This window comes from Proteus sp. HMSC14B05, assembly GCF_001808035.1.
Taxonomy (GTDB): Bacteria; Pseudomonadota; Gammaproteobacteria; order Enterobacterales; family Enterobacteriaceae; genus Proteus; species Proteus mirabilis.
Window position 1 is genome coordinate 81,104 of the sequence record NZ_KV791983.1, and the last position, 20,950, is coordinate 102,053.

Annotated in this window: 19 protein-coding genes; 17 read left to right on the forward strand and 2 right to left on the reverse strand. The window is 31.2% G+C overall.

The features are described from left to right. Nucleotides 1-7: 7 nt before the first annotated feature. Nucleotides 8-1,081: a hypothetical protein gene (locus HMPREF3129_RS06160; RefSeq protein WP_012368476.1), complete on the reverse strand. Its 1,074-nt coding sequence runs from the start codon at nucleotides 1,079-1,081 to the stop codon at nucleotides 8-10. A gap of 289 nt (nucleotides 1,082-1,370) precedes the next feature. Here HMPREF3129_RS06160 and HMPREF3129_RS06165 point away from each other — a divergent pair, with 289 nt between their 5' ends. From HMPREF3129_RS06165 to HMPREF3129_RS06245, 17 genes are all read left to right on the forward strand, one after another. After that, nucleotides 1,371-2,126: a helix-turn-helix domain-containing protein gene (locus tag HMPREF3129_RS06165; RefSeq protein WP_004245842.1), complete on the forward strand. Its 756-nt coding sequence runs from the start codon at nucleotides 1,371-1,373 to the stop codon at nucleotides 2,124-2,126. Next, on the forward strand, nucleotides 2,110-3,825 hold the full coding sequence (gene sctC / locus HMPREF3129_RS06170) for a type III secretion system outer membrane ring subunit SctC (RefSeq protein WP_004249201.1): 1,716 nt from the start codon (nucleotides 2,110-2,112) through the stop codon (nucleotides 3,823-3,825). The genes HMPREF3129_RS06165 and sctC overlap by 17 nt, the downstream gene beginning before the upstream one ends. A gap of 4 nt (nucleotides 3,826-3,829) precedes the next feature. Beyond that, nucleotides 3,830-4,906 carry a type III secretion system gatekeeper subunit SctW gene (sctW, locus tag HMPREF3129_RS06175; RefSeq protein ID WP_004245840.1) on the forward strand — a complete coding sequence of 359 codons (1,077 nt, stop codon included), beginning with the start codon at nucleotides 3,830-3,832 and terminating at the stop codon, nucleotides 4,904-4,906. 26 nt (nucleotides 4,907-4,932) lie between these two features. Beyond that, nucleotides 4,933-7,032: an EscV/YscV/HrcV family type III secretion system export apparatus protein gene (locus HMPREF3129_RS06180; RefSeq protein WP_036919151.1), complete on the forward strand. Its 2,100-nt coding sequence runs from the start codon at nucleotides 4,933-4,935 to the stop codon at nucleotides 7,030-7,032. Between the two features lie 8 nt (nucleotides 7,033-7,040). Then, nucleotides 7,041-7,454: an InvB/SpaK family type III secretion system chaperone gene (locus HMPREF3129_RS06185; protein ID WP_004245838.1), complete on the forward strand. Its 414-nt coding sequence runs from the start codon at nucleotides 7,041-7,043 to the stop codon at nucleotides 7,452-7,454. A 3-nt stretch (nucleotides 7,455-7,457) separates the two neighbouring features. Beyond that, nucleotides 7,458-8,756: a type III secretion system ATPase SctN gene (gene sctN / locus HMPREF3129_RS06190; protein ID WP_036900336.1), complete on the forward strand. Its 1,299-nt coding sequence runs from the start codon at nucleotides 7,458-7,460 to the stop codon at nucleotides 8,754-8,756. After that, on the forward strand, nucleotides 8,740-9,201 hold the full coding sequence (locus tag HMPREF3129_RS06195) for a hypothetical protein (RefSeq protein ID WP_004245836.1): 462 nt from the start codon (nucleotides 8,740-8,742) through the stop codon (nucleotides 9,199-9,201). The genes sctN and HMPREF3129_RS06195 overlap by 17 nt, the downstream gene beginning before the upstream one ends. Next, nucleotides 9,182-10,360 carry a hypothetical protein gene (locus HMPREF3129_RS06200; protein WP_036919148.1) on the forward strand — a complete coding sequence of 393 codons (1,179 nt, stop codon included), beginning with the start codon at nucleotides 9,182-9,184 and terminating at the stop codon, nucleotides 10,358-10,360. Before HMPREF3129_RS06195 ends, HMPREF3129_RS06200 begins: the two co-directional genes overlap by 20 nt. Then, nucleotides 10,357-11,286 carry a FliM/FliN family flagellar motor switch protein gene (locus HMPREF3129_RS06205; protein WP_036919145.1) on the forward strand — a complete coding sequence of 310 codons (930 nt, stop codon included), beginning with the start codon at nucleotides 10,357-10,359 and terminating at the stop codon, nucleotides 11,284-11,286. Before HMPREF3129_RS06200 ends, HMPREF3129_RS06205 begins: the two co-directional genes overlap by 4 nt. 3 nt (nucleotides 11,287-11,289) lie before the next feature. Continuing rightward, nucleotides 11,290-11,949: an EscR/YscR/HrcR family type III secretion system export apparatus protein gene (locus tag HMPREF3129_RS06210; protein ID WP_036919144.1), complete on the forward strand. Its 660-nt coding sequence runs from the start codon at nucleotides 11,290-11,292 to the stop codon at nucleotides 11,947-11,949. 5 nt (nucleotides 11,950-11,954) lie between these two features. Beyond that, complete coding sequence (sctS, locus tag HMPREF3129_RS06215; protein WP_004249210.1) at nucleotides 11,955-12,203, forward strand: type III secretion system export apparatus subunit SctS; 249 nt, start codon at nucleotides 11,955-11,957, stop codon at nucleotides 12,201-12,203. A gap of 5 nt (nucleotides 12,204-12,208) precedes the next feature. Then, complete coding sequence (gene sctT / locus HMPREF3129_RS06220; protein WP_020946301.1) at nucleotides 12,209-12,982, forward strand: type III secretion system export apparatus subunit SctT; 774 nt, start codon at nucleotides 12,209-12,211, stop codon at nucleotides 12,980-12,982. After that, nucleotides 12,975-14,036, forward strand: coding sequence for an EscU/YscU/HrcU family type III secretion system export apparatus switch protein (locus HMPREF3129_RS06225; RefSeq protein WP_004250135.1), 1,062 nt, complete (start codon nucleotides 12,975-12,977; stop codon nucleotides 14,034-14,036). The genes sctT and HMPREF3129_RS06225 overlap by 8 nt, the downstream gene beginning before the upstream one ends. A gap of 121 nt (nucleotides 14,037-14,157) precedes the next feature. Further along, on the forward strand, nucleotides 14,158-14,676 hold the full coding sequence (sicA, locus tag HMPREF3129_RS06230; protein ID WP_004245829.1) for a type III secretion system translocator chaperone SicA: 519 nt from the start codon (nucleotides 14,158-14,160) through the stop codon (nucleotides 14,674-14,676). Between the two features lie 4 nt (nucleotides 14,677-14,680). Beyond that, complete coding sequence (gene sctE / locus HMPREF3129_RS06235; RefSeq protein ID WP_036919140.1) at nucleotides 14,681-16,840, forward strand: type III secretion system translocon subunit SseC family protein; 2,160 nt, start codon at nucleotides 14,681-14,683, stop codon at nucleotides 16,838-16,840. A gap of 24 nt (nucleotides 16,841-16,864) precedes the next feature. Then, the gene (locus tag HMPREF3129_RS06240) at nucleotides 16,865-17,695 is read left to right on the forward strand and encodes a hypothetical protein (RefSeq protein ID WP_036919137.1); all 831 of its coding nucleotides are present in this window, start codon (nucleotides 16,865-16,867) and stop codon (nucleotides 17,693-17,695) included. A 58-nt stretch (nucleotides 17,696-17,753) separates the two neighbouring features. Then, entirely contained in the window at nucleotides 17,754-18,800 is a 1,047-nt protein-coding gene (locus HMPREF3129_RS06245) for an IpaD/SipD/SspD family type III secretion system needle tip protein (RefSeq protein ID WP_017827364.1), read from the forward strand. Nucleotides 18,801-18,907: 107 nt separating this feature from the next. Here the strand turns inward: HMPREF3129_RS06245 and HMPREF3129_RS06250 are convergent, their stop codons facing one another. Further along, nucleotides 18,908-20,857, reverse strand: a complete 1,950-nt coding sequence (locus HMPREF3129_RS06250; RefSeq protein WP_036919134.1) for a TonB-dependent receptor plug domain-containing protein — start codon at nucleotides 20,855-20,857, stop codon at nucleotides 18,908-18,910. Nucleotides 20,858-20,950: the final 93 nt, after the last annotated feature.

Sequence of the window (20,950 nt, forward strand, 5' to 3'; positions counted from 1 at the left end):
ATCTTGATTATCCTTGAGGAAAATAACGATGCTGATTATCAAGAAAAATATATCCATTATCTTCTTGTAGCATTGCTTTATTTTTCAAGTTGATATTAACTTTATTTTCACGATAAAAAATAAATTTTCTTCCAAAAAAAGCTGCCTGTTTTTTTATATAAGCATTAAATTTTTCTTTGTCATTTACGCTTAGCTTATCATCAAAGATAAAAATTAAGCCGTTATTTTTTTCTTCAATAGTATATCCTATTGTTTTAGTGAAATTTAGCTTGTTTATCTCTTCAACAATTTTAGCAATTGATAATTCTTTTATGATTGGCTGACAATTTTTGGGAAAATTGTCATTGATGGCTTGAATGATTTTTAACTTTTCATTTTTATTATAATAAAAAAAACTCACTATAGGTTTAGTGTTGTCTTTTAAAGTAACGTGAATTTTATTATTAGTTGCTAATTTGATAATTTTTTCTTTGTTCAAAAATGAAATTTTTGTTTTTGAATCACTATCTTTTATTAAATTTTTAGAAGAGTAAGGTTCAGTGTAAATACATAAATAACCATTTTCTCCTTTGAATTCATTTGAATATGAACTTTTAAAAGCCAATTCCTTTGGTTTATTTTCTAATGGTTTTGATACATTCATAAAAGTAAATGATACTATAAAAAATGCAATAACAAATATAAATGATACAATGATTTTTCTATTAATTGTCCATTTTTTTGAATTTAAATCAAAAGATGTTATAGACAAATCATCTTTATGACTAATTAAGAAAATAGGAAAATTATTGATATATATAGGCTTATCGAGTTCTAATGGTAGTTCTTTGCTAATTTCTTTAGAAATTAAACCATCTTCTATTTTATATTTATTATTTTTTGTATTATGCTCATCAAGCATAATCGTAATTATCTTTTCATGTTCTTTCTTGTTGCAAGGAATGTAAAGTGTTAATTTCTCATTTTCTATTTTATTTTCAATATGTTCTTTACTATGTAGAATTAATGAGTATTGATTAGGTAGCAAAGGCGTTATTATCCCTTTTAAAGGACCACTGAGAACATAAATATAATACAGCATAGAGTTAACCCAATAATAAATATTAATTAATTCATGTTATAAATATATTTTAGTCATATAAACAATAAAATTCTTTAAAAAAACATAGGTGTTTTATTTGAAAATAAATGTTGATATATTACTGTTGTTTTTTTAATAATAATCAATGAGAATTGTTATTTATTTTTAAAGTTAATTCTAGGCTATATTATTATAGTGTTCTATAAATTATGGCTATAATAACATTTTGAAAAATAGTTTGTTTTTTTGAACCCTTAATAGATTATAAGTATAGGCTGAGGTATTTACCATGTTAATAAATGATATAAAAATAAGTGGCGATAAAAATATTTTATCAGGGAATTTATTATTCATGTGCATTCCTTTAAATGATGAATATCCAATAAGAATATACGATGATAAAACGACTAAAATTATAAAGGGAAAGGCTTTTATTTATAATTCAAAAAATGAAAATGTTATTTTTCAATCAGAAAATCAGTCATGGCGTATTGAAAAGAGATCATTTTTTATTTGTGCCAGATTATTGGCATTTATTGATTATGCTAGAGATTTTTCAAAAATGACAGCAGTTGGCACTAATTTTGATATTAATCAACAAATTTTTTATATAAAAGAGGGGAGTGGAACATTAGAACATCTGATTATTAATGAGGCACTGAAAGATGAAAGCCAATTAGAACCTCTTTTTGTGACAATAAGACACAGTGAAAGTTACTGGCTTATATTACATCTGATTAGTTATTTGGATGAGAAAAAAAGCAATATTGCACAAATAGGTGAACGATATGGTGTATCTGGGACACATTTTAGACGGCTGTGTAAACGTTATTTAGGTAATTGTGGTAAAAGTCAATTACGTTCATGGCGTGCGGCATCTTCTATTTTGACAACGCTATCAACAGATGAATCATTGACTCAGATTGCAGTCGATAATGGTTTTAGTTCAGCATCTCATTTTTCTAATGAAATTAAGACATTATTTGGTATTACACCAACTGAATTTCGGCGAATTGGCCAATATCTTTATGAACATAAAAAATAAAATTTACTGTATCATTGGAATTATCATTTTTTATAGCTTCTTTTTGCCAACTCAAGCGGCAGAAGGAAAGGTTATTTATACACATCAGGTTAAAAAACCTGATGTTTTTGTTGCGGTAAATACACATATTGAACAGTTTTTCCTAGTGCTATCAGATAAATTAAATAAACCTTTTATTCTAAGCAGCGCAGTAAAAAAAGAGCGGATCAGTGGAAAATTTGATATTTCTTCACCTGAAGACGCCTTTGAATTAATGGTAAAGCGTTTGTCATTACTTTATTTTAATGACGGAGAATCTATTTATATTTATCGCGATAATGAGATACAGCAACAGCTATTTCAAGTGAAAAATATCAGCTTGAGTAAACTGAAAGAGTATCTACAAGATGTTGGATTATATGATCTCCGCTACCCATTACGTGCAGGTCACGATCAGCGTACTTTTTATCTCTCAGGTCCTCCTATTTATATTAGCCTAGTTAAGGCTGCTGCTGAGCTTTTGGATAATGATGTACAAGAACAAATTAATGAAAATATCAATAATCAAGTTCCAACCGGAAGCTCTCGTTATGGCGATGAGTTTGTGCAGATATTTCCATTAAAAAACACTTTTGTACAAGATAGAACCTATATATTACGTGATGAAAAAGTGGTTTTACCAGGTATAACAACGGTTTTGCAACAGCTATTTATGCCATCGGGAGAGAAAGAAAAAACAGTCAGAAGAGCGCGTGAGATTATCGAAGATAATGATAAATATCAGGATGATAAAATTACCAACGATATACAAGATACTCATTCACCGATTATCACTCAAATGGGCAAATATAATGTTGAACTCGTTCCTTTACCTGGATCAAATAGCCTGTTGGTTAAAACGAGTCGAGAAGGTTTAGCTTTAGTTAGCTCACTTATTTCACAATTAGATAAACCGAAAAGACAAGTTGAATTGTCATTATGGATAATTGATATTTCTAAAAGTAAAGCCGATAGTTTGGGGGTGAATTGGCAGGGGAGTTATGGCTCGGGTAAAAATACATTTTTCTTTAATACCGCTAGTTTAAGTGCTGTATCTGGTTTTAGTTTTTTAAGTAAAATCAAAGCACTCAGTGAGGAAGGGGAAGCTAAAATGGTTTCTCGTCCTATTTTGTTAACTCAAGAAAATACCCCCGCCATATTTGATAATAACACCACCTTTTATACACAAATTAAAGGTGAGCGAGTTGCTTCATTAGAATCTACAACATTCGGCACTATGATCAGTGTATTGCCTCGTATTAGTAATACTAACCAAGAGATTGAGATGATTATCAATCTTGAAGATGGCGCCGAGAAAAAAAGTGATGATGAAGATAGAGAAGAAGGGATTGAAAAATTACCTGTTATTAATCGCACAAATATCAGCACCGTGGCCCGAGTTTCTGAAGGCGGTAGTTTATTAATTGGTGGATATACACGAGAAGATAACATAAAAGCAGAAAACAAAATTCCTTTTTTAAGTGCTATACCTTTAGTTGGCCGAGCATTTAGCTATCAGTCAGATAATAATAAAAAAATGGTGCGTATTTTTATGTTACAACCGCGTTTATTAGATAAAACTGATACGCACGGATTGGACTCTTTAACTGAACACCCATTTTTACCGATGGATAAAAAAACATCTCAAGCGCTAAAACAAATTCAGGCATTTATGAGGTGATATTATGATCGGACCAATTAATACTGCAACTTCGACAAATGGTGCCAGCAACAGTATTAGTAAAGAAAGTCAGCAAGACATAGAATATAAGCAACCACAAATAAACGAAAGTGAAAATTATCAAAATCAATTAATAGAAATATCTGATGATATGTCTATGGTGGCAACTCTTTTCTCTCAGCGATTAGGAAAATTATTAGACAAAAAAGCCAATAAAGGGCAAGAAGCTTTATATATTGCAGAAGATGGTGCTGATGAGAAACTTGATAAGGTGATGCTTCAATTTAGAAAATCGGGGAGAAGTTTACAGGAATTATTGCAATATTTACGTAAAATGTTCCCTGATCCTAGTGATCTCGTTATGGTTTTACGAGAATTACTTAGGAAAAAAAAATTAGGTGCACAATTAGATGCAGGTATTGAAAATGAGATCAATAGGTTACTTGCAGGTGAGGAGGGTAAGCAAATTAAGGCGGGCATTAATATTGCTCTCCAAGCTAAAGCCTTTGCTAAATTACTTTGTTTAGATGCATCAGTATTAAGAGACCTTTACCGTAGTTACATTATTCTGGATATTGAACCTATTTATTTTTTCAAAATGTGGATAGAAAAATATGATATAAAAAAATGTTCAATTATTTTGAATTTTCTAACACAGAGCTTGATTTGTGATATGAAATCGTTAATGCCAAGTTGCTCCCAAAGTTCAGAGTTTGGTTATCTTTTGGAAAAGGTAAATAAATTACGATTATTATATAGCTTTATAGAAATGAATATAGAAAATTTAGTTAAAGAAGATTTAAAGAGTTTTATAAAAGAAGATGATTTTTATCAACTAACTATTAATGGAATGATATCTCCAGAACAAATGGAAAAATATTTAATATCACTTATGGATAATCAATGGAAAGGTTATTTTATTAAAATAAAAATGAGGTTGCTACAACAGTTAAAGACAATGTTCAATAAATATCCTGAATTATTATACTTATCTGATGATTTTAGAAATGAATGCCAAATAATGATACAAAAAATTATAGATAATTATATTAAGCAAGAGCAATATCAATTAAGAAAATAAAAAACAATTAATTATTGGCAAAGTTTATGATTTATAAGTTTCTATTAGCAATAAAAAACAAACCAGAACTTATCGTACTATCAGTGATGATACTGGTTATAATGATGTTAATTATACCTTTGCCAACTTATTTGGTCGACTTTCTTATAGGTTTAAATATTACTATTGCAATTCTTATCTTTATGAGTTCATTTTATATTAAACGTATACTGAACTTTATGACATTTCCTGCATTATTGCTTATAACAACTCTTTTCCGGCTTGCTTTATCAATAAGCACTAGCCGTCTTATATTATTAGATGCCGATGCAGGAGAGATCATTACCTCATTTGGTGAGTTTGTCATTGGTGAAAATCTTGTTGTAGGTTTTGTTGTCTTTTCCATTGTGACCATAGTGCAATTTCTCGTGATTACTAAAGGATCTGAACGAGTAGCGGAGGTCGCGGCTCGTTTTTCTTTGGATGGTATGCCTGGAAAACAAATGAGTATTGATGCTGATTTAAAATCAGGGATCATTACGAATGAAGAAGTTCAGATCAGAAGGAAAGAGTTAGGACAAGAGAGTCAATTATATGGTTCATTCGATGGTGCCATGAAATTTATAAAAGGGGATGCGATAGCCGGCATTGTCATTATCTTCGTGAACTTAATTGGTGGCATATCGGTAGGTATGGCTCAAATGGGGTTATCTATTACAGAGGCATTACATACATATACACTTTTAACGATAGGGGATGGATTAGTTGCACAAATTCCTGCTTTACTTATCTCTATTAGTGCCGGATTTATTGTAACACGTGTCGGTGGTGAAAATAATAATTTGGGCTATAGCATTATGAATGAGCTATTGGCACAAGATTTTGCTTTGCTTGTTACAGCTATTTTGGCTTTTGGTATCGGTTTTTTACCAGGATTTCCCACACCTGTTTTTCTTATTTTATCTGTAATGCTTGGCGTTTACTTTTTTAAAATAAAATGGAAGAGTAGTAAAAAAGAATATAAAACAGAAGATGAAAAAGATAATCATAATGCTACTAATGCCGACAGTAAAAAAGGACTTATGTCAAATTTATTTTCTGGTAAACATGGGGAAGAAGTAGATAATAGTTTATTAACAGAAAATATTACCTTATCACAAGCTGAAACTTTGCCATTAATCATCACTCTTTCTACTAAGAAAAAACCATATTTAACAAAAATAGTTTTTGAAAAATGGTTACAAAAAGAATTTATTTTACAATATGGTATATTATTACCAGATATTGTGATTCACTATTCAGATAAAATAGATGACGATGAAATTATTATTTTAATTAACGAAGTTAAAGCAAAAGAACTTAATTGTCCTTTTCCTCTTTTTCATATAGAAAATCCTAATGATGAATTGCTCTCTTTAGGCTTTAACTTAATAAGTATTGAAGATGATAATAAAACCCATTATTGGATTGAGCGTGATGATGAATCTAAATTAGCTCCATTAGGTTACAAAGCGGAACGTTCAGAAAGTTACTTTTATAGAAAATTCTCTGATCTGATCACATTAAATATTACAGAGTTTCTTGGTATTCAAGAAACAAAAGATATCCTTGATAAATTAGAAAAGAGTGCCCCTGAGCTTTTAAAAGAGTGTTATAGGCAAGTTTCTATTCAGAGGATAAATGATGTTTTGCAACGATTAGTACAAGAAAAAATTCCTATTAGAAACATAAAGACTATTATAGGGGGCTTAGTTCAATGGGGGAGCAAAGAAAAAGATCCCGTGCTACTTACTGAACACATTAGAACGCTTCTTGCTCGTTATATTAGTTATTTTTTTTCAACCGATGGGAAGTTTAATGCAATTATCTTATCTAACGATATGGAAGAGATAATTCGTAGTGGAATAAGACAAAGTTCTTCTGGCACATTATTGAATTTAGAACCTGCTGAATTAGATATGATAATAGAAAAAATATCTATGGTTATTGATGATATTAAATATATTCAGGATTATATATTTTTAACATCAATAGATATAAGGCGTTTTGTAAAAAAACTAATAGAAACTCAATATCCTCAAATACCGGTATTATCTTATGATGAGATAACATCTGATATTGAAATTAATGTATTACAATCTATTTAGGAGTGATTATGTCTTTTGATCTTGCTAGCTTACTTATGGATGCAATGAATGTTATTGGTCGGAATGATTTATTTTCAGGGGGGAAATCAATCGATAACCATTCAACCATTACCATTAGTTTAGGTGATATGCCAGATATTAATTTATTGGTTGTTGACGAGGTTCCTATGATTTGGTCGGTGCTTTGTGATTATGATGAAAAATTACTTACACAAATTAGTGCCGAATTATTATTAGATAGCATCAATAATCAAACAGAAAGTTTTTACCCGGGACAACCGGCCTTGGTGAGAATTGAGGACTCTTTAGAATTAAGAGCATCATTTATGCCAATTGCATTGCAAAATGGAGAAAGCATGGCAAGAGCCATTGATGACTATTTTCAAATTATGAATAGTATACATCAACGGTTTATTGGCTAAATAATGAACGCCCGATTTCTAATGTTTCATAACGCAGCGCATCCTTTACGAATACAAGGAAATATTTTAGAAGTGATGTTACGTGATGTTTTTATTGGGGAGGTCTGCCAACTAAAAGAGAATATTTTCAGTGAAAATATTCTCGGTGAAGCTATTGTTATTGGGTTTCATAATAACATAGCAATATTAAGTATGATGGGAAGCGCTCAAGGTTACTCTTTACAAATTATAGTTGAGCCAACAGGAAAAACATTTTCAGTTGCCCTAGGCCCACATATATTAGGCAGCATGATTGATAGTAAAGGAAATTGCTTATTACGATTTAATACAGAAATAGCAGAGAAGACCTTTAATACCTTATGTCCTATCGAAGGTCGGCCACCTTTGTTTAGTGATAGGCTGCCTATTACAACACTATTTAAGTCAGGTATACGTGCTATTGATGGATTATTAAGTTGTGGATTGGGGCAACGAATGGGGATTTTTGCTAGTGCAGGAACGGGTAAAACGATGTTAATGAATATGATTATCCGTTTTGCACAGGCCGATGTTTTTGTTATTGGCTTGATTGGTGAACGAGGAAGAGAAGTTACAGAGTTTATTGAAGAATTAAAGCAACATAAGCGATGTGAAAATACGGTTTTAATTTGCTCAACTTCAGAACAATCAGCGGTAGAAAGGTGTAATGCGGCTTTAGTGGCAACAACGGTTGCCGAATATTTTCGTCAACAAGGAAAAAATGCCGTTTTATTTATTGATTCTATGACTCGTTATTGTCGAGCGTTAAGGGATATCGCATTAACAGCGGGTGAGTTGCCCGTACGTAAAGGATATCCAGCATCTGTATTTGATAAACTTCCCGCTATTTTAGAGCGTCCAGGGGTAACAAAAACAGGCTCCATTACGGCATTTTATACTGTTTTATTAGAGAGTGATGATGAGCCAGATGCGATCGGTGAAGAAATTCGTTCTATTTTAGATGGACATATTTATTTATCTCGAAAAATAGCAGCATCAGGGCACTATCCTGCTATTGATGTATTAGGTAGTGTGAGTCGGGTTTTTCAACAAGTCACTGATAGTAAACAACAAAAATCTGCTTTAAAAATAAGACAAATATTGATGCGATTACAAGATGTTAAGTTATTGCAAGAGTTAGGAGAATATCATGAAGGAGATAACGAATTAAATGATATCGCGGTAAGAAAACAAGCCAAGATAGAAAGCTTTCTTACTCAATCCTTTAAAGAAAAAGCCGATTTTCAACAAACATTAGAACAAATGTATGAGATTACCGCTTAAACATCAAGCATTGATTAGTGCCATTGCCCAACGGCAAAAAAAAATAGAAAAAGAACAATTAAAATATAAAAAACTTATTACAGAAGCTGAACAGAAGAAAAAAGAGCAAGAGCAATTAATTAGTGCTTTAAAGAGTGAAGTACCCGCTTATGAAAAAGCCGGTATTTATTCAATTCATTCGTTTCATCAACAAAGAAGGAAGCAAGCTATTGTTTTACATTCAATAAATTTTTATGTCGCTCAAGTTGAAGAAATAAAGGATAAACTGAATGATTTAGAAAAACAGAGTGAGGCGCTAAAAAAACAACGACAAAAGGCCGTCAAAAAACAAAATAAAATGACACTTTATTTTGAAAGAAAAGCATTAGAGAAAGAGCTATATATTGAAAGGTTAGAGCAGAATGAAATACAGGAGATAGCATTATATGGTTCAGGGAATATCTAACTCAAATAAGATGACGCTATCTAGTGAAAAAACGGAAAGTGATATTCCAACTGAGTCTTATAGCGTAAATAGGTATTTGAATAAATGTCAGCTTACACCTGAAAGTATAAAAAAATTAGCAGAAAAATTAGATATACTTAAAAAAATAGCGAGTTTAAAAGACAATATTGCCAGTCATAACGATGAGCAAGATCTTCAGGAAGATAAAACGCCAGAAAATTATGAAGGTTTGCTATTAAGTCATCGGTATTTATTATCATCTGGTGGTTCTAAAACTAAAAAAATATCTTTAGATATAAATATAAAAAAAGGATTTAACTCTTTATATATAGGAAGAGAAGAAAAAAAAGCACAGCTCACTGATCAGAGAATAAATAAAAAAACATCTAAGATAGATAAATACAAACTACAACCCCATGTAGGAATAGAAGAAAAAACTGTCATTAAAGACATAATAAGAAAAAACAATGTTAAAACGATGGTTAATGAATTCTTATCGGCAAAAAAGAGTTCAGTATTTCCTATTTTCGTAGATAAAAAAATAAATCAACAACGGTATATTAAGTTAGTAGAAAAAATAATTAAAAAAGAACCCGTTAATAATGATAATGTTGATTTAGTTAGCTGTGCAACTAAGCAGGAAAAACAGGCTCAAATTCATCAGAAAGAGAATAACAGTGCATACAAAAATATTGAGTCTAGTATGGCAATGCCGCTAAATAACGTATCAAAAGTTGATACAAAAGAAGAACCGGAAATTTATCAAGAAAATATCACTGAAACTAATAAAGTTGTTCCTTTTTCTTCGCAAGTTACACCAATAAAAACGGTAATTGCATTACCAAAAGTAGCCAAAATGGTTTCACAGCTACCTGCTTGGCAAGTAATAGATAAAAAAATATCTATGTTGACTCTACCACCAAGCATTACTTATACATTTACAAAATGGAAGAGTCGTTATCATCAGGCTAAAATTCATTTTATTGATAAACAAGTTCAGTTAATTGCCTCCTCAGGACGCGTTTATCAAACAGCATTAGAGAATTTGAAGCAATATGATGGGGGATTATCCATAGATCTAACTAATAGCCATAAAAATAAATCGTGGTATATCAACTCTATTAATGCTATTTATGGAAGAGAGGATGAAAATGAATGAGTATTAACGTAGAGGTAGATAATAACCATAAAGAAACAAATAAAATTAATGACATGGTAATATTATCTTCTATCTTTGGTACAAAAAAAATAACAGAAAAACAGCTATATTTTGTATTGAGATGTGAGAATAAATTAGGAACCTTAACGGCGTTAATTTCAGTTAGTCAAGTCATGGATAACTTATATCCTGAAAAAAAAATTGATTGGGAATTAGTACCTGAAAACTATTTAATTGCTCTTTTTTCACAATCTTTATCAACATTATTATTTCCTTTTTCTAAAGAGCCAATGTCATCATGTGTTGATAATATCTGTTTAGGTGCTGAAAAAGGATCTTGCTATCCTTGTGTAGATACCACATTAGGTCATGTTTTTATTTGCGATATTAAATGGAAATATGAATTGACAGTATTTCCAAAAAATAAAATAGGTTTTATAACAAGTTTTATTTTAGGTTACAGTAAAATATCACTTTCATTATTAAAAACAATATTACCAGGGGATGTTTTATTAATAGATGATATCCATTTTTCTTTTAATGTTGGTGATAAAAAATATTTTTATTTTTCATGGGATGAGGGTAATTGTGTGACATTAGATGCTATTGTTGAAAATAGTGAAGAAAATGAAGAGGATGAGCAAAACGATGCCATAATAGAAGACAGCATTGATTTAGCTCAATCACTTGATTTAAATTCAATTGGCGCTATTCCGATTACAATATCTTTTCTTTTAGCCAATAAAACATTATCAATTGATCAACTTGAAGAATTAACACCAGGGAAGAAATTTATTTTACCTGATAATGCCATTCGTCATATCAATATTTTAGCAAATGGTAAAGCTATTGCCCAAGGAGAATTAATCAAAATTAAAGATATGTTAGCGGTAGAAATTAATAAATTATCTATAAAATGCGAATAACATATGGAAAGCTCAACACAATTAATCTTGATCCTAGCTCTTGCCACATTGGCTCCTTTTATTATTGCTGCAGGAACTTGTTATTTAAAGTTTTCTATCGTTTTAGTCATGACTCGTAATGCATTAGGTGTGCAGCAAGTTCCTTCTAATATGGTACTTAATGCTATCGCTTTAATGATGGCGCTTTTTGTTATGACACCAATTACTAAAAATATTTGTTACTATGTTATTGAAAATAAAGTGGATATGTCATCTCCAGATGCGATCGAGTCATTTTCAAATGAGGCGTTAGGCGATTATAAAAAATACCTATATCATTACTCAGATCCTGATTTATTAGCTTTTTTTGAACAAGCGCAAGAGAATAGACCAAATAATGATGGTGATAAAGAAAACATAGAAAATTCACTCTTATCATTATTACCGGCATATGCACTTAGTGAGATAAAATCTGCTTTTATTATAGGTTTCTATCTTTATTTGCCTTTTATTGTTATTGACTTAGTTGTCTCATGCATTTTATTAGCATTAGGTATGATGATGATGAGCCCTATTACATTATCTGTACCTTTAAAACTTATTTTATTTATCGCTATGGATGGTTGGGGACTGTTATCTAAGGGACTCATTAATCAATATCTTGATTTGATGGCGGTGAACTAGTGGATATGGTTTATGCGGCTAATAAAGCTATTTATTTGATTATATTGCTTTCAGCTGCGCCTATTGCTATCGCGACCTTTATTGGATTGCTTATTGGGCTATTGCAAACGATCACACAGATACAAGAGCAAACTTTACCTTTTGGTGTCAAGCTTGTGGGGGTTTTTGTTTGTTTACTTATGATGATGGGATGGATGGGAGATAAGTTACTAATTTATGCTAAAGAGATGTTGACGATTGGGTTAGCTGGGTAACGATCATGCTAGTACTGTTGCAATATATACAATCTTATTTAATCGATATTTTTTTGCTCATTGCTAGATTATTTCCTATTTTTATGTTTATTCCATTCCTCAATAGTCGAGTTCTCAATAGTCAATTATTAAAATATATTATTATTTTTTATATAGCATTAGGAATAAAACCTAGCATCACGATAACAGGGGTTTTAAGAGAGACTTGGGCTATTGTTCTAATTAGTGAGTTAATTATAGGTCTAGTTATCGGCTTGCTACTTGCCACGCCATTTTGGATAGCTTCTGCGTTTGGAGAATTCGTTGATAATCAAAGAGGAGCAAGCATAGGAGATACAATTAATCCTACTACAGGTATTGAATCGTCAGAATTTGCGTCATTAACCGGATTGTTTTGTATGGCCTATTTTTTAGCTACAGGTGGGCTCGTTGTTTTAATGAGTACCATAAAAGAGAGTTACGATGTTTTTCCTATTGGGTATGTTAATAAAAATATCGGTTACGATTTTATCGGTCATTGGCTAAATGATATGGTTAAAGTGGCAATTATTTTGGTTTCTCCTGTATTAATTATTATGTTTTTAAGTGAAGTTGCATTAGGGGTTTATTCATTATTTTGTCCTCAACTAAATGCATTTTCTCTCTCTCTTTGTATCAAAGGTATTATCGCTTTTTTAGTATTACTGCTCTTTTTTACCTCAGCAATGACGAATGAATTATATCATTTTTTTAACAGTAGATACTTTTATTCTATTTTTATGAGTATTTATCATGGCTGAGAAAACAGAAAAGCCAACACAGAAAAAGCTTGATGATTCAGCAAAAAAAGGACAATCGTTTAAAAGTAAAGAACTGGTTTCTGGTTTAGTCTATTTCATTGGTGTTATATATTTATTTAATCAAGTGAAGTTGGATGAATTTAATCAATTTTATCAATCACTTTTACTGCATCCAACAGGTATTTCTTTAAAGAGCTATGTTGAAGTTATATCAAAATTATTCTTTGATATTGTACTACCGATCATTATTGTGACTTTTTTATCTGGCGCAATCCCTTCTCTATTTAGCTCCCATTTTAAACTTGCCACTGAAGCAATTAAAATTGATTTTAATCATATTAACCCCATTTCTGGATTTAAAAAAATATTTAGCATAAGAACAATAAAAGATTTTTTAAAAACACTATTATTTATTATTATATTTTTAATAACTTGTTATGTTTTCATGATTTTACATATGGGGGAAGTCGTTATACTATATCGCGCTGATTTAGAGGGGGTGATTGATAAATGGTGCTCATTAGTTGTTAGTTTTATATTTATATTTTTTATTTTATCGATACCTATTCTTATTTTAAATATTATTGCTGATTTCTTTTTATTCATAAAAGATATGATGATGGAAAAACATGAAGTTAAGCAAGAACATAAAAATATGGAAGGAAATCCAGAAATAAAATCGGTACGTAGACAACTTCATCAAGAATTACTCGATGAGCCAATGAAACGTGTGATCCGCGACTCATCAGCTGTTATTGTCAATCCCACACATGTCGCGGTAGGTATCTACTTCGATCCTGATAATGGCATAATGCCAATAGTTTCATTGAGTTGTACTAATGCTAAAGCATTAGCGGTAAAGGCCTATGCCAAAAAAGTTGGTACACCCGTTATTCGTTATCCTGAATTAGCAAGGAAGTTACATCATAAATATCATTTATTTGAAGTGATAATAGATCAAGATTTATTAGATGTTATGGATGTTCTTATTTGGCTAAAAAGAGTAGAAATTGAAGGGTTATCTCGAGAAGAAATGGACTATATCAATAATTAATAAATTTAGTCGAAATATTTATAATTATGAATATAGACGTGTGTTTTATTAAAGTGGGTAATTAATAATTAAGTTAGAATATTATTATTAATTATTCATCATAGATGAAAGGATTATCATAATGTCAGCATATGAAAAAATGTCAGAAAAAGAATTAGATCAGCTCGCAAACTACATTGTTTCTATTGTACAAAATGGCGCATCTATCAAAGATGAAAGTGAAATTCCAGATGGATTTATGGAAGGGATTTATTCATTTGCGTATGATTTTTATCAGAAAGGGAAGTTAGATGAAGCTGAGGCGATTTTTAAGTTTTTATGTCTCTATGATTTTTATAATGTTGATTACATTATGGGACTTGCTGCAGTTAATCAATTAAAAAAGCAATATCAAGCAGCTATCGATCTTTATGCTTTAGCTTATCTAAATGCTAAAAATGATTATCGACCTGTTTTTTATGCTGGACAATGTAATTTATCAATTGGTGAAAAAGAAAAAGCTAAATATTGTTTTCATCAGGTGGCTCAAAATATTAATGATCAAACGATAAAAGAGAAGGCTAATAGCTATTTAGAGCTATTAAAAGATATTCCTCTTGTTGTCCTTAATAAAGAGGAAGAAAAGGAAGAAAAGGAATAATAGTATGAATAAGATTAATCAAAGTAATGAACATAGTAGATTAGCTTCGCCTTTTGTTTCTGAAGAAGTAAAAAATGTTATTAAAAATACTACTAAGCAAGCAAATGCAATTAATAATATAAGTAATTATGTGACTACTCAACAACAGAAGGAGAATCAAAGTAAGTTTGATATACCACTTCTTAGAGCTCCTCATGAACAGGAGAGGAATGAGAAAAGAATTAATATTCAAGATGATCCACAATATAAAATGACGACATTTTCACTAGAAAATGATGAAGACAATACTAAGCCTTCCTTAGCAGAAGAAGAACCGAAGAATAATAAAAAAAAAGATGATCATCTTGACGTATCTGCACAACAAAATTCATCATTACCTACTTCCGGTCCCGATCATTTAGAAAATAAAAAATCCAACAAAGATTATGATTTTTTATTTTTACAATTATCTTATCAGCATGTTATACATGAAGATATTTTGAATAAAATTAAAGATCCAGAGAAATTTGATTATTACAGAGATAAATTACAAAAGCTATCTAATGGCATAGATGATTTAAAAGAACTTTTTAAATCTGGCTTCAATGAGCTTGATAAAACCAAAGGTGCTTTTGTTGATTACTGGATGGAAGTTTATAGCCAAATAAAAGAAAAGAATTTCAAAAAAGAGTCTGAAGTTAAAAGTTTTTTAAATAATTGCAATATTCCTGATTCATTAATTCAACAGTTATTATTAGGAAATATTCACTCTAAAGCGGATATGGAAAAAGCCCTTGAAGATGTTTTCCCTTTCTTAAACTTTCCTAGTGATTTTTCTAAGCTTTCATTAGATGAACTAGATAATTTATCTAAAAAATTGGATGGTTTTTTTGATGATTCTTTTAATTACCTACCAAATATTTCTTTAAATGAAGATAAAATCAATAAAATTACTTCACATGCTGATGAATTAAAGGCATTGATCAACAAAAAAGAAAGTGAATCAATAAAAAAACAATTAGCAGAAATAAGAGGTCTATTTAAAGAACTGACTATTTCACAAAGTTCCTTGGAGCTTGAAATTGCATCTAACTCTTTATCCGGCATGTCATTACTGACATTTCTGTTATCTAAGACACGTGAGTTGACGTTAAAGGTCATGTTACATCGTTCGGAAAGTGAACAGAAACTTTTTAATGAAATGCAAGAGGTGACTGAAAAATCACTTAAAGATAAAGTTGAAGAGCAAAAATCATTAATCAAAAAACAAGAAGAAATTCAGTTTTGGGCTGGTATTGGTTTAAAAATATTAGGCGGATTATTAACGCTTGTTGCAGGTGTTTCTTCTATTTTTACCGCTGGCTCTTCAATGATATTAGTAGGAGTCGCAACAACCTTATTTGTTGCTGATACTGGGTTGACTATTGCTGATGAGGTGTATCAATCTATTCATAATAAATCTTTTATGGATGAGATTATGCAACCCATATCAGATGCGGTTATGGAAGCTATCGATAAGGTTAGTGATTTCTTAGTGAGTTTAGTTAATAGTTCTTTGGATGGACTCAAAGAATTAGGGCTAGATAAAAAAATCATCGAAGAGATGAAAAATTCAATACAAGACAAATTGAAAATGGCAACTAAAATACTTGTCACAGTCGTTTTATTTGTTGCCGCTACGGCATTGAGTTTTGTTATTGGGCCTGCCATGAAAGGTATTTCAGATGCGGTTAATAAAATATCGAATCAGCAAATTAGACAAATACTAAAAAAAGTGCTCAATGATGGACTTGAAGCGGTATTGGGGAAAATGATCAAAGATATCATTATTAAAGCGCTTGAAGAAGCACTGGAAAAAATTGATAAGCAGTTAGCTAAAGAGATTTCTAAAAAAGCAAGTATTATGTTGAATAGAACGGTGGTTGCTTCTAAGTTAACCAATTCAGCAGCAACAAATACTGTTAATATTTATGGTTCTGTTATCGCGTCAAAAATAATCCAGTCTATTGCCGGTAGTAAAAAATTAACTGCAGTTTTAGATATTATTCAAAAATTAATGGATAAGATAATGGAAACTTATCATGAGAATATTGATTCTATAACAGATATTTTAAAAAACCTCAGCGATAAATCTTCAGTAAGTAATAAATTAAAATCAGACATGATAAGAAATATATCTATTTAAATAAAAAATTAGTGAGGTATAAATATGAGTATGAAGATTAATAGTGATAATGTATCTAATCACTATAAAACTACAATCAATAATTCTGATGAAGGTGAAGGTATTATTGATAGAAATAAGTTATATAAAGAGGTAGAACCTAGCTTAAGTAAATTAACAGGAATAGAAAGAATTAATCTAAAGCCTGTTTTATCTGAACCAGAACATATAACCAAACCAGATCTTAAACAGATATTAGATTCATTAGAAGTAGATAATGATAATGATATTTACGATCATGCTAAAATAGAAAAAACGGGAATTTTTAATTTTGTTTCAGACGATATGATAAAATTAATAGATCTCATTGTTAAATATTTAGAAACAATGATAAAAAAATTTGAAGCATCCAGAGAAATGGGTGTGATGCTAATGAACATTGAATTGGATATAGCCGATAAAGTAAAAGATAATCTTAATAAAAAAGCCAATATTATGATTGGTTCTGCAATTACTAGTGCTGGTATTTCTATGGCTATACATGGTATGGGAGCCACTTTTTCTATTAAAGGGATGGGGAAAGAGCTTATTGGGCATTCCAATCCAACCATAGTGATGGGAAATACTATTTCATCTTTGGCAGATCCATTAGCAAGGGTTGCAGACCAAACTATGCAATCTGAAAGTAGCACAATTGAAGGTGAACAAAAAGTATTGGATGCGAGAGGAAGTATTAATAATAATGTGATTAATAATAACAATGAGATACAGCGAGAAGTGACTGAAGTCATAAGAGCATTATTACAAGCAATAGAGGCGATAATTCATGCTCAGCAGGATGCAGCTTCTACGATTTCTTCAAATGTAAGAGCTTAATTTAAAAGATAAAATCATATTTTTTTATAAACTTTTATTAATATAAAAGGTTAAGATTATGTCTAATGATATTTCAGTTTATACTGAGGGGATTAACGATTTACCTCATTTAAATACTAGAGTAAATACTGATAATTATTTCGAAAACCTGCTAGAAGATGAGGATTTTTTATCTTGGGAACCTAATCGGGAATATCAAGATATGAATTATGATAATAATAGAAAGAATAAATTTATAGAGAAGTTACCTGATACAGATAAATATTATTATTTAGATGATGATTATAATAAAACCATTAATGATAAAAATAATTTTTTAAATCAATTTTCTAATGATCTAAATGATCTTAGAAAAAAAGATAATAGTTATGAGACTGATTCGTTAAGTGATCTTTTTAATAATGTTAAACAATCTATTGTTTCAGGCAAAGCGGATTATCTAGATGTATTAAAGGATATCTTTTCTAACTACATGAATTTTGTCAATGAACTAAGGCAAACCATATCTAATTTAAATAAATATCAGAAAGCAGGAAGTAAAGAAGGTACGGTGAATTTTGATTTTAAATCTTTTTTTAATGACTTATCTAACATTAGAGATAAATATAAAAATCCAACAGGTACTGTCGACGATCCTTTTGTTTTTAAATCTCGTTTGTTTTTTCAACATCAAAAGGATGGGACATATTTACGCACCATTGATGGCCAAGAAGTTCATTATAGCGATCTACAACAGGTAAATAATGCGGCAGATGCGTTAGAAAAACTATTAAAAGGTATAAATGGAATAAGCGTATCAATACAAAGGCGTGGGGGGGAGCCTGATGTTGACATTGATTGTCGAGGTAGAATTGATTGTACTGACCTAGAAAAATTGCTAAATGATCTATCTAAGAAGGTATCTAACACGGATGATATTAATCAAACAGAATTTGAGTTATTCAGAAAAACCATCGACGCATTAGATAAGAAAATTAACACTAATTTAGATGAACTTTCCAAAAAATACAGTACAGCAAATAGTAATTATGATAATTTTGTTAAGATTGTCAGTAGTACAATGAACACTTTATTAGAAATGGCAAAAGGATTTTTACGTTTCTGATATTTTATTAATAGATTATTTTTTGCATATAATATGGATTTATGAATATTGAAAAATAAGCGCTATTATTTTTTAATAGCGCTTTTACTTATAATTGAGTGAGCTGATTAGAATTTATATTCAGCGCCTAACCAATAATTACGGCCATCTTCTATATAACCTTGTGTATATTGATAAGATTTATCAAAAAGATTATTAATGGAAGCATTAACTGAAATACCATATCCAACATCATAATCTAACCGTAGATCGGTTTTTGTATAGCCAGCCAGTTTATTATTCTCATCTATACGGTTATAAGTCCAACTTTGTGCTTCTTCCATAATAGTAAAGCGCACTTGTTCAACAGGAATAAAGGTTAACCACATATAGGCTTTATGTTTTGGTAAACCTTCAATATGGTCAACTTGCTTTGGATCACTATGGATATAGCTATAATTTAGGCCAAGTTCTAGCCAATCGGTCATTTTCCCTTTAGTACCAATATCCAAGCCTAGATAATCAACACGTCCACTGTTTTGGTTTTGAAATAGCGCTTCACCGTGACGATAAAGCGTATGCGCCATAATGGCATCACTTACACGATTGTAATATAGGCTAGTTTGGTAGCCCCATTTCTCATTGAGATAACCTTCGTAGGTCATATCAAAGGATAATGCGCGTTCTGGATCTAAATTGGGGTTAATAATCCCCCTTGATCCATCTTTGGGTTTTTCGGTGGTATAGCGCTCTTTTTGGGTAGGGAAGCGACTGCGATCAGAGATTGTAAAACGTATATTATCGTCATTGGCTAATGAATATTTAGCCATGATTTCCCAGTTAATGGCATTTTGTTTGTTGTTATCAGCCTTTTTATCTGTATCGATACTTTTGCGCCAGTCGTAACTTATGGCGCCAACGACATCAAGATCGTTACTCACTACCCATTGATATTCTGTGGCTAATGACCAAGTTCTATCTTTAAAACGTACCCAATCACCATTTTTTTCTTTTTGGGCACGGTGAACGTCATCTTTCCAATGTACGGCAAAAGAGAGTAGATCACTTTCATTCGTATCGATACCGAATTGTAATGCAGCGCCTGTGCTGTGATCATCATAATGGCTATAATCGACCCTATTACCTTTTTTAGGATACATATAAAGAGTATTTTCAAACTTATCATGATAAGCACGACTTTGTAGATTTATGCTATCCGTAAGTTGTGTCACACCACTATAGTAGTAACTCTCTTTATTATAATCTGGCCATGCCCAATATTTATATCGACCTTTGGCATTAGGATCACTATTCGGTGGACTATTTTTATTACCATCTTGTTTTACATAGGTGAGGGTATATTCGTCAGAAGCGCGTGGTGTCCAACCCACTTTGATCATTCCTCGTTTATCATCTGTTGCTGAATGACTACGACGTCCATGTGTCCCCACTGTGTTATTATTTTCATCTGCATTAGGTATGGGGGTAAAACGTTGCTGGAGTTGACTGCCACTAATTTGGATAAAACCATATTCAGTACGTGCTCCTAAACGAGCACTCATGTTATGAGCATAATCAGCACCACGAGCAAAACCTTGCGAATAAGCAATATGACCTTCTAATGGTTTGCGAGGCGTTGCGGTGGTGATATTAATTGCACCTCCCATCAGATTAGGGCCTTGCAGTAATGAGGTATAACCTTTGTTAACTTCGATACTGGCGAGATCGTTAGTGGTAAAACGCGCTAAGTCGAGATTGCCATCATAAGGCACATAGGTTGGAATACCGTCAAAGAACACCGGAACTTGGCGACTATCAAAACCACGTACTTTAAGGGTATATTCGTTACGATTACCTGATTTTTGCATCACAATACCAGGTAATGTTGCCAGTGCTTGTGCCGCATTGACTTTATTTTGTTCGAGCATTTGTTGTTGGGTTAATACATCGGGATTTGCCGCAATGGGACTGCTCCAAACGGTTAATACATCAGGGATTGATTGCTGGTAAGTTGTCTTGGCTATTACACTGCAAGGCAGTAGAACAAGGAATAAACAGCATAGAGGTGTTAGTTTCATTATTTTAATCTCAATATATAATTATTTATATAACGATAGACGCAAGTTAAAGTTACAAAGTGAGTGCTTACCTAATGTAGGCACTCATCTTTA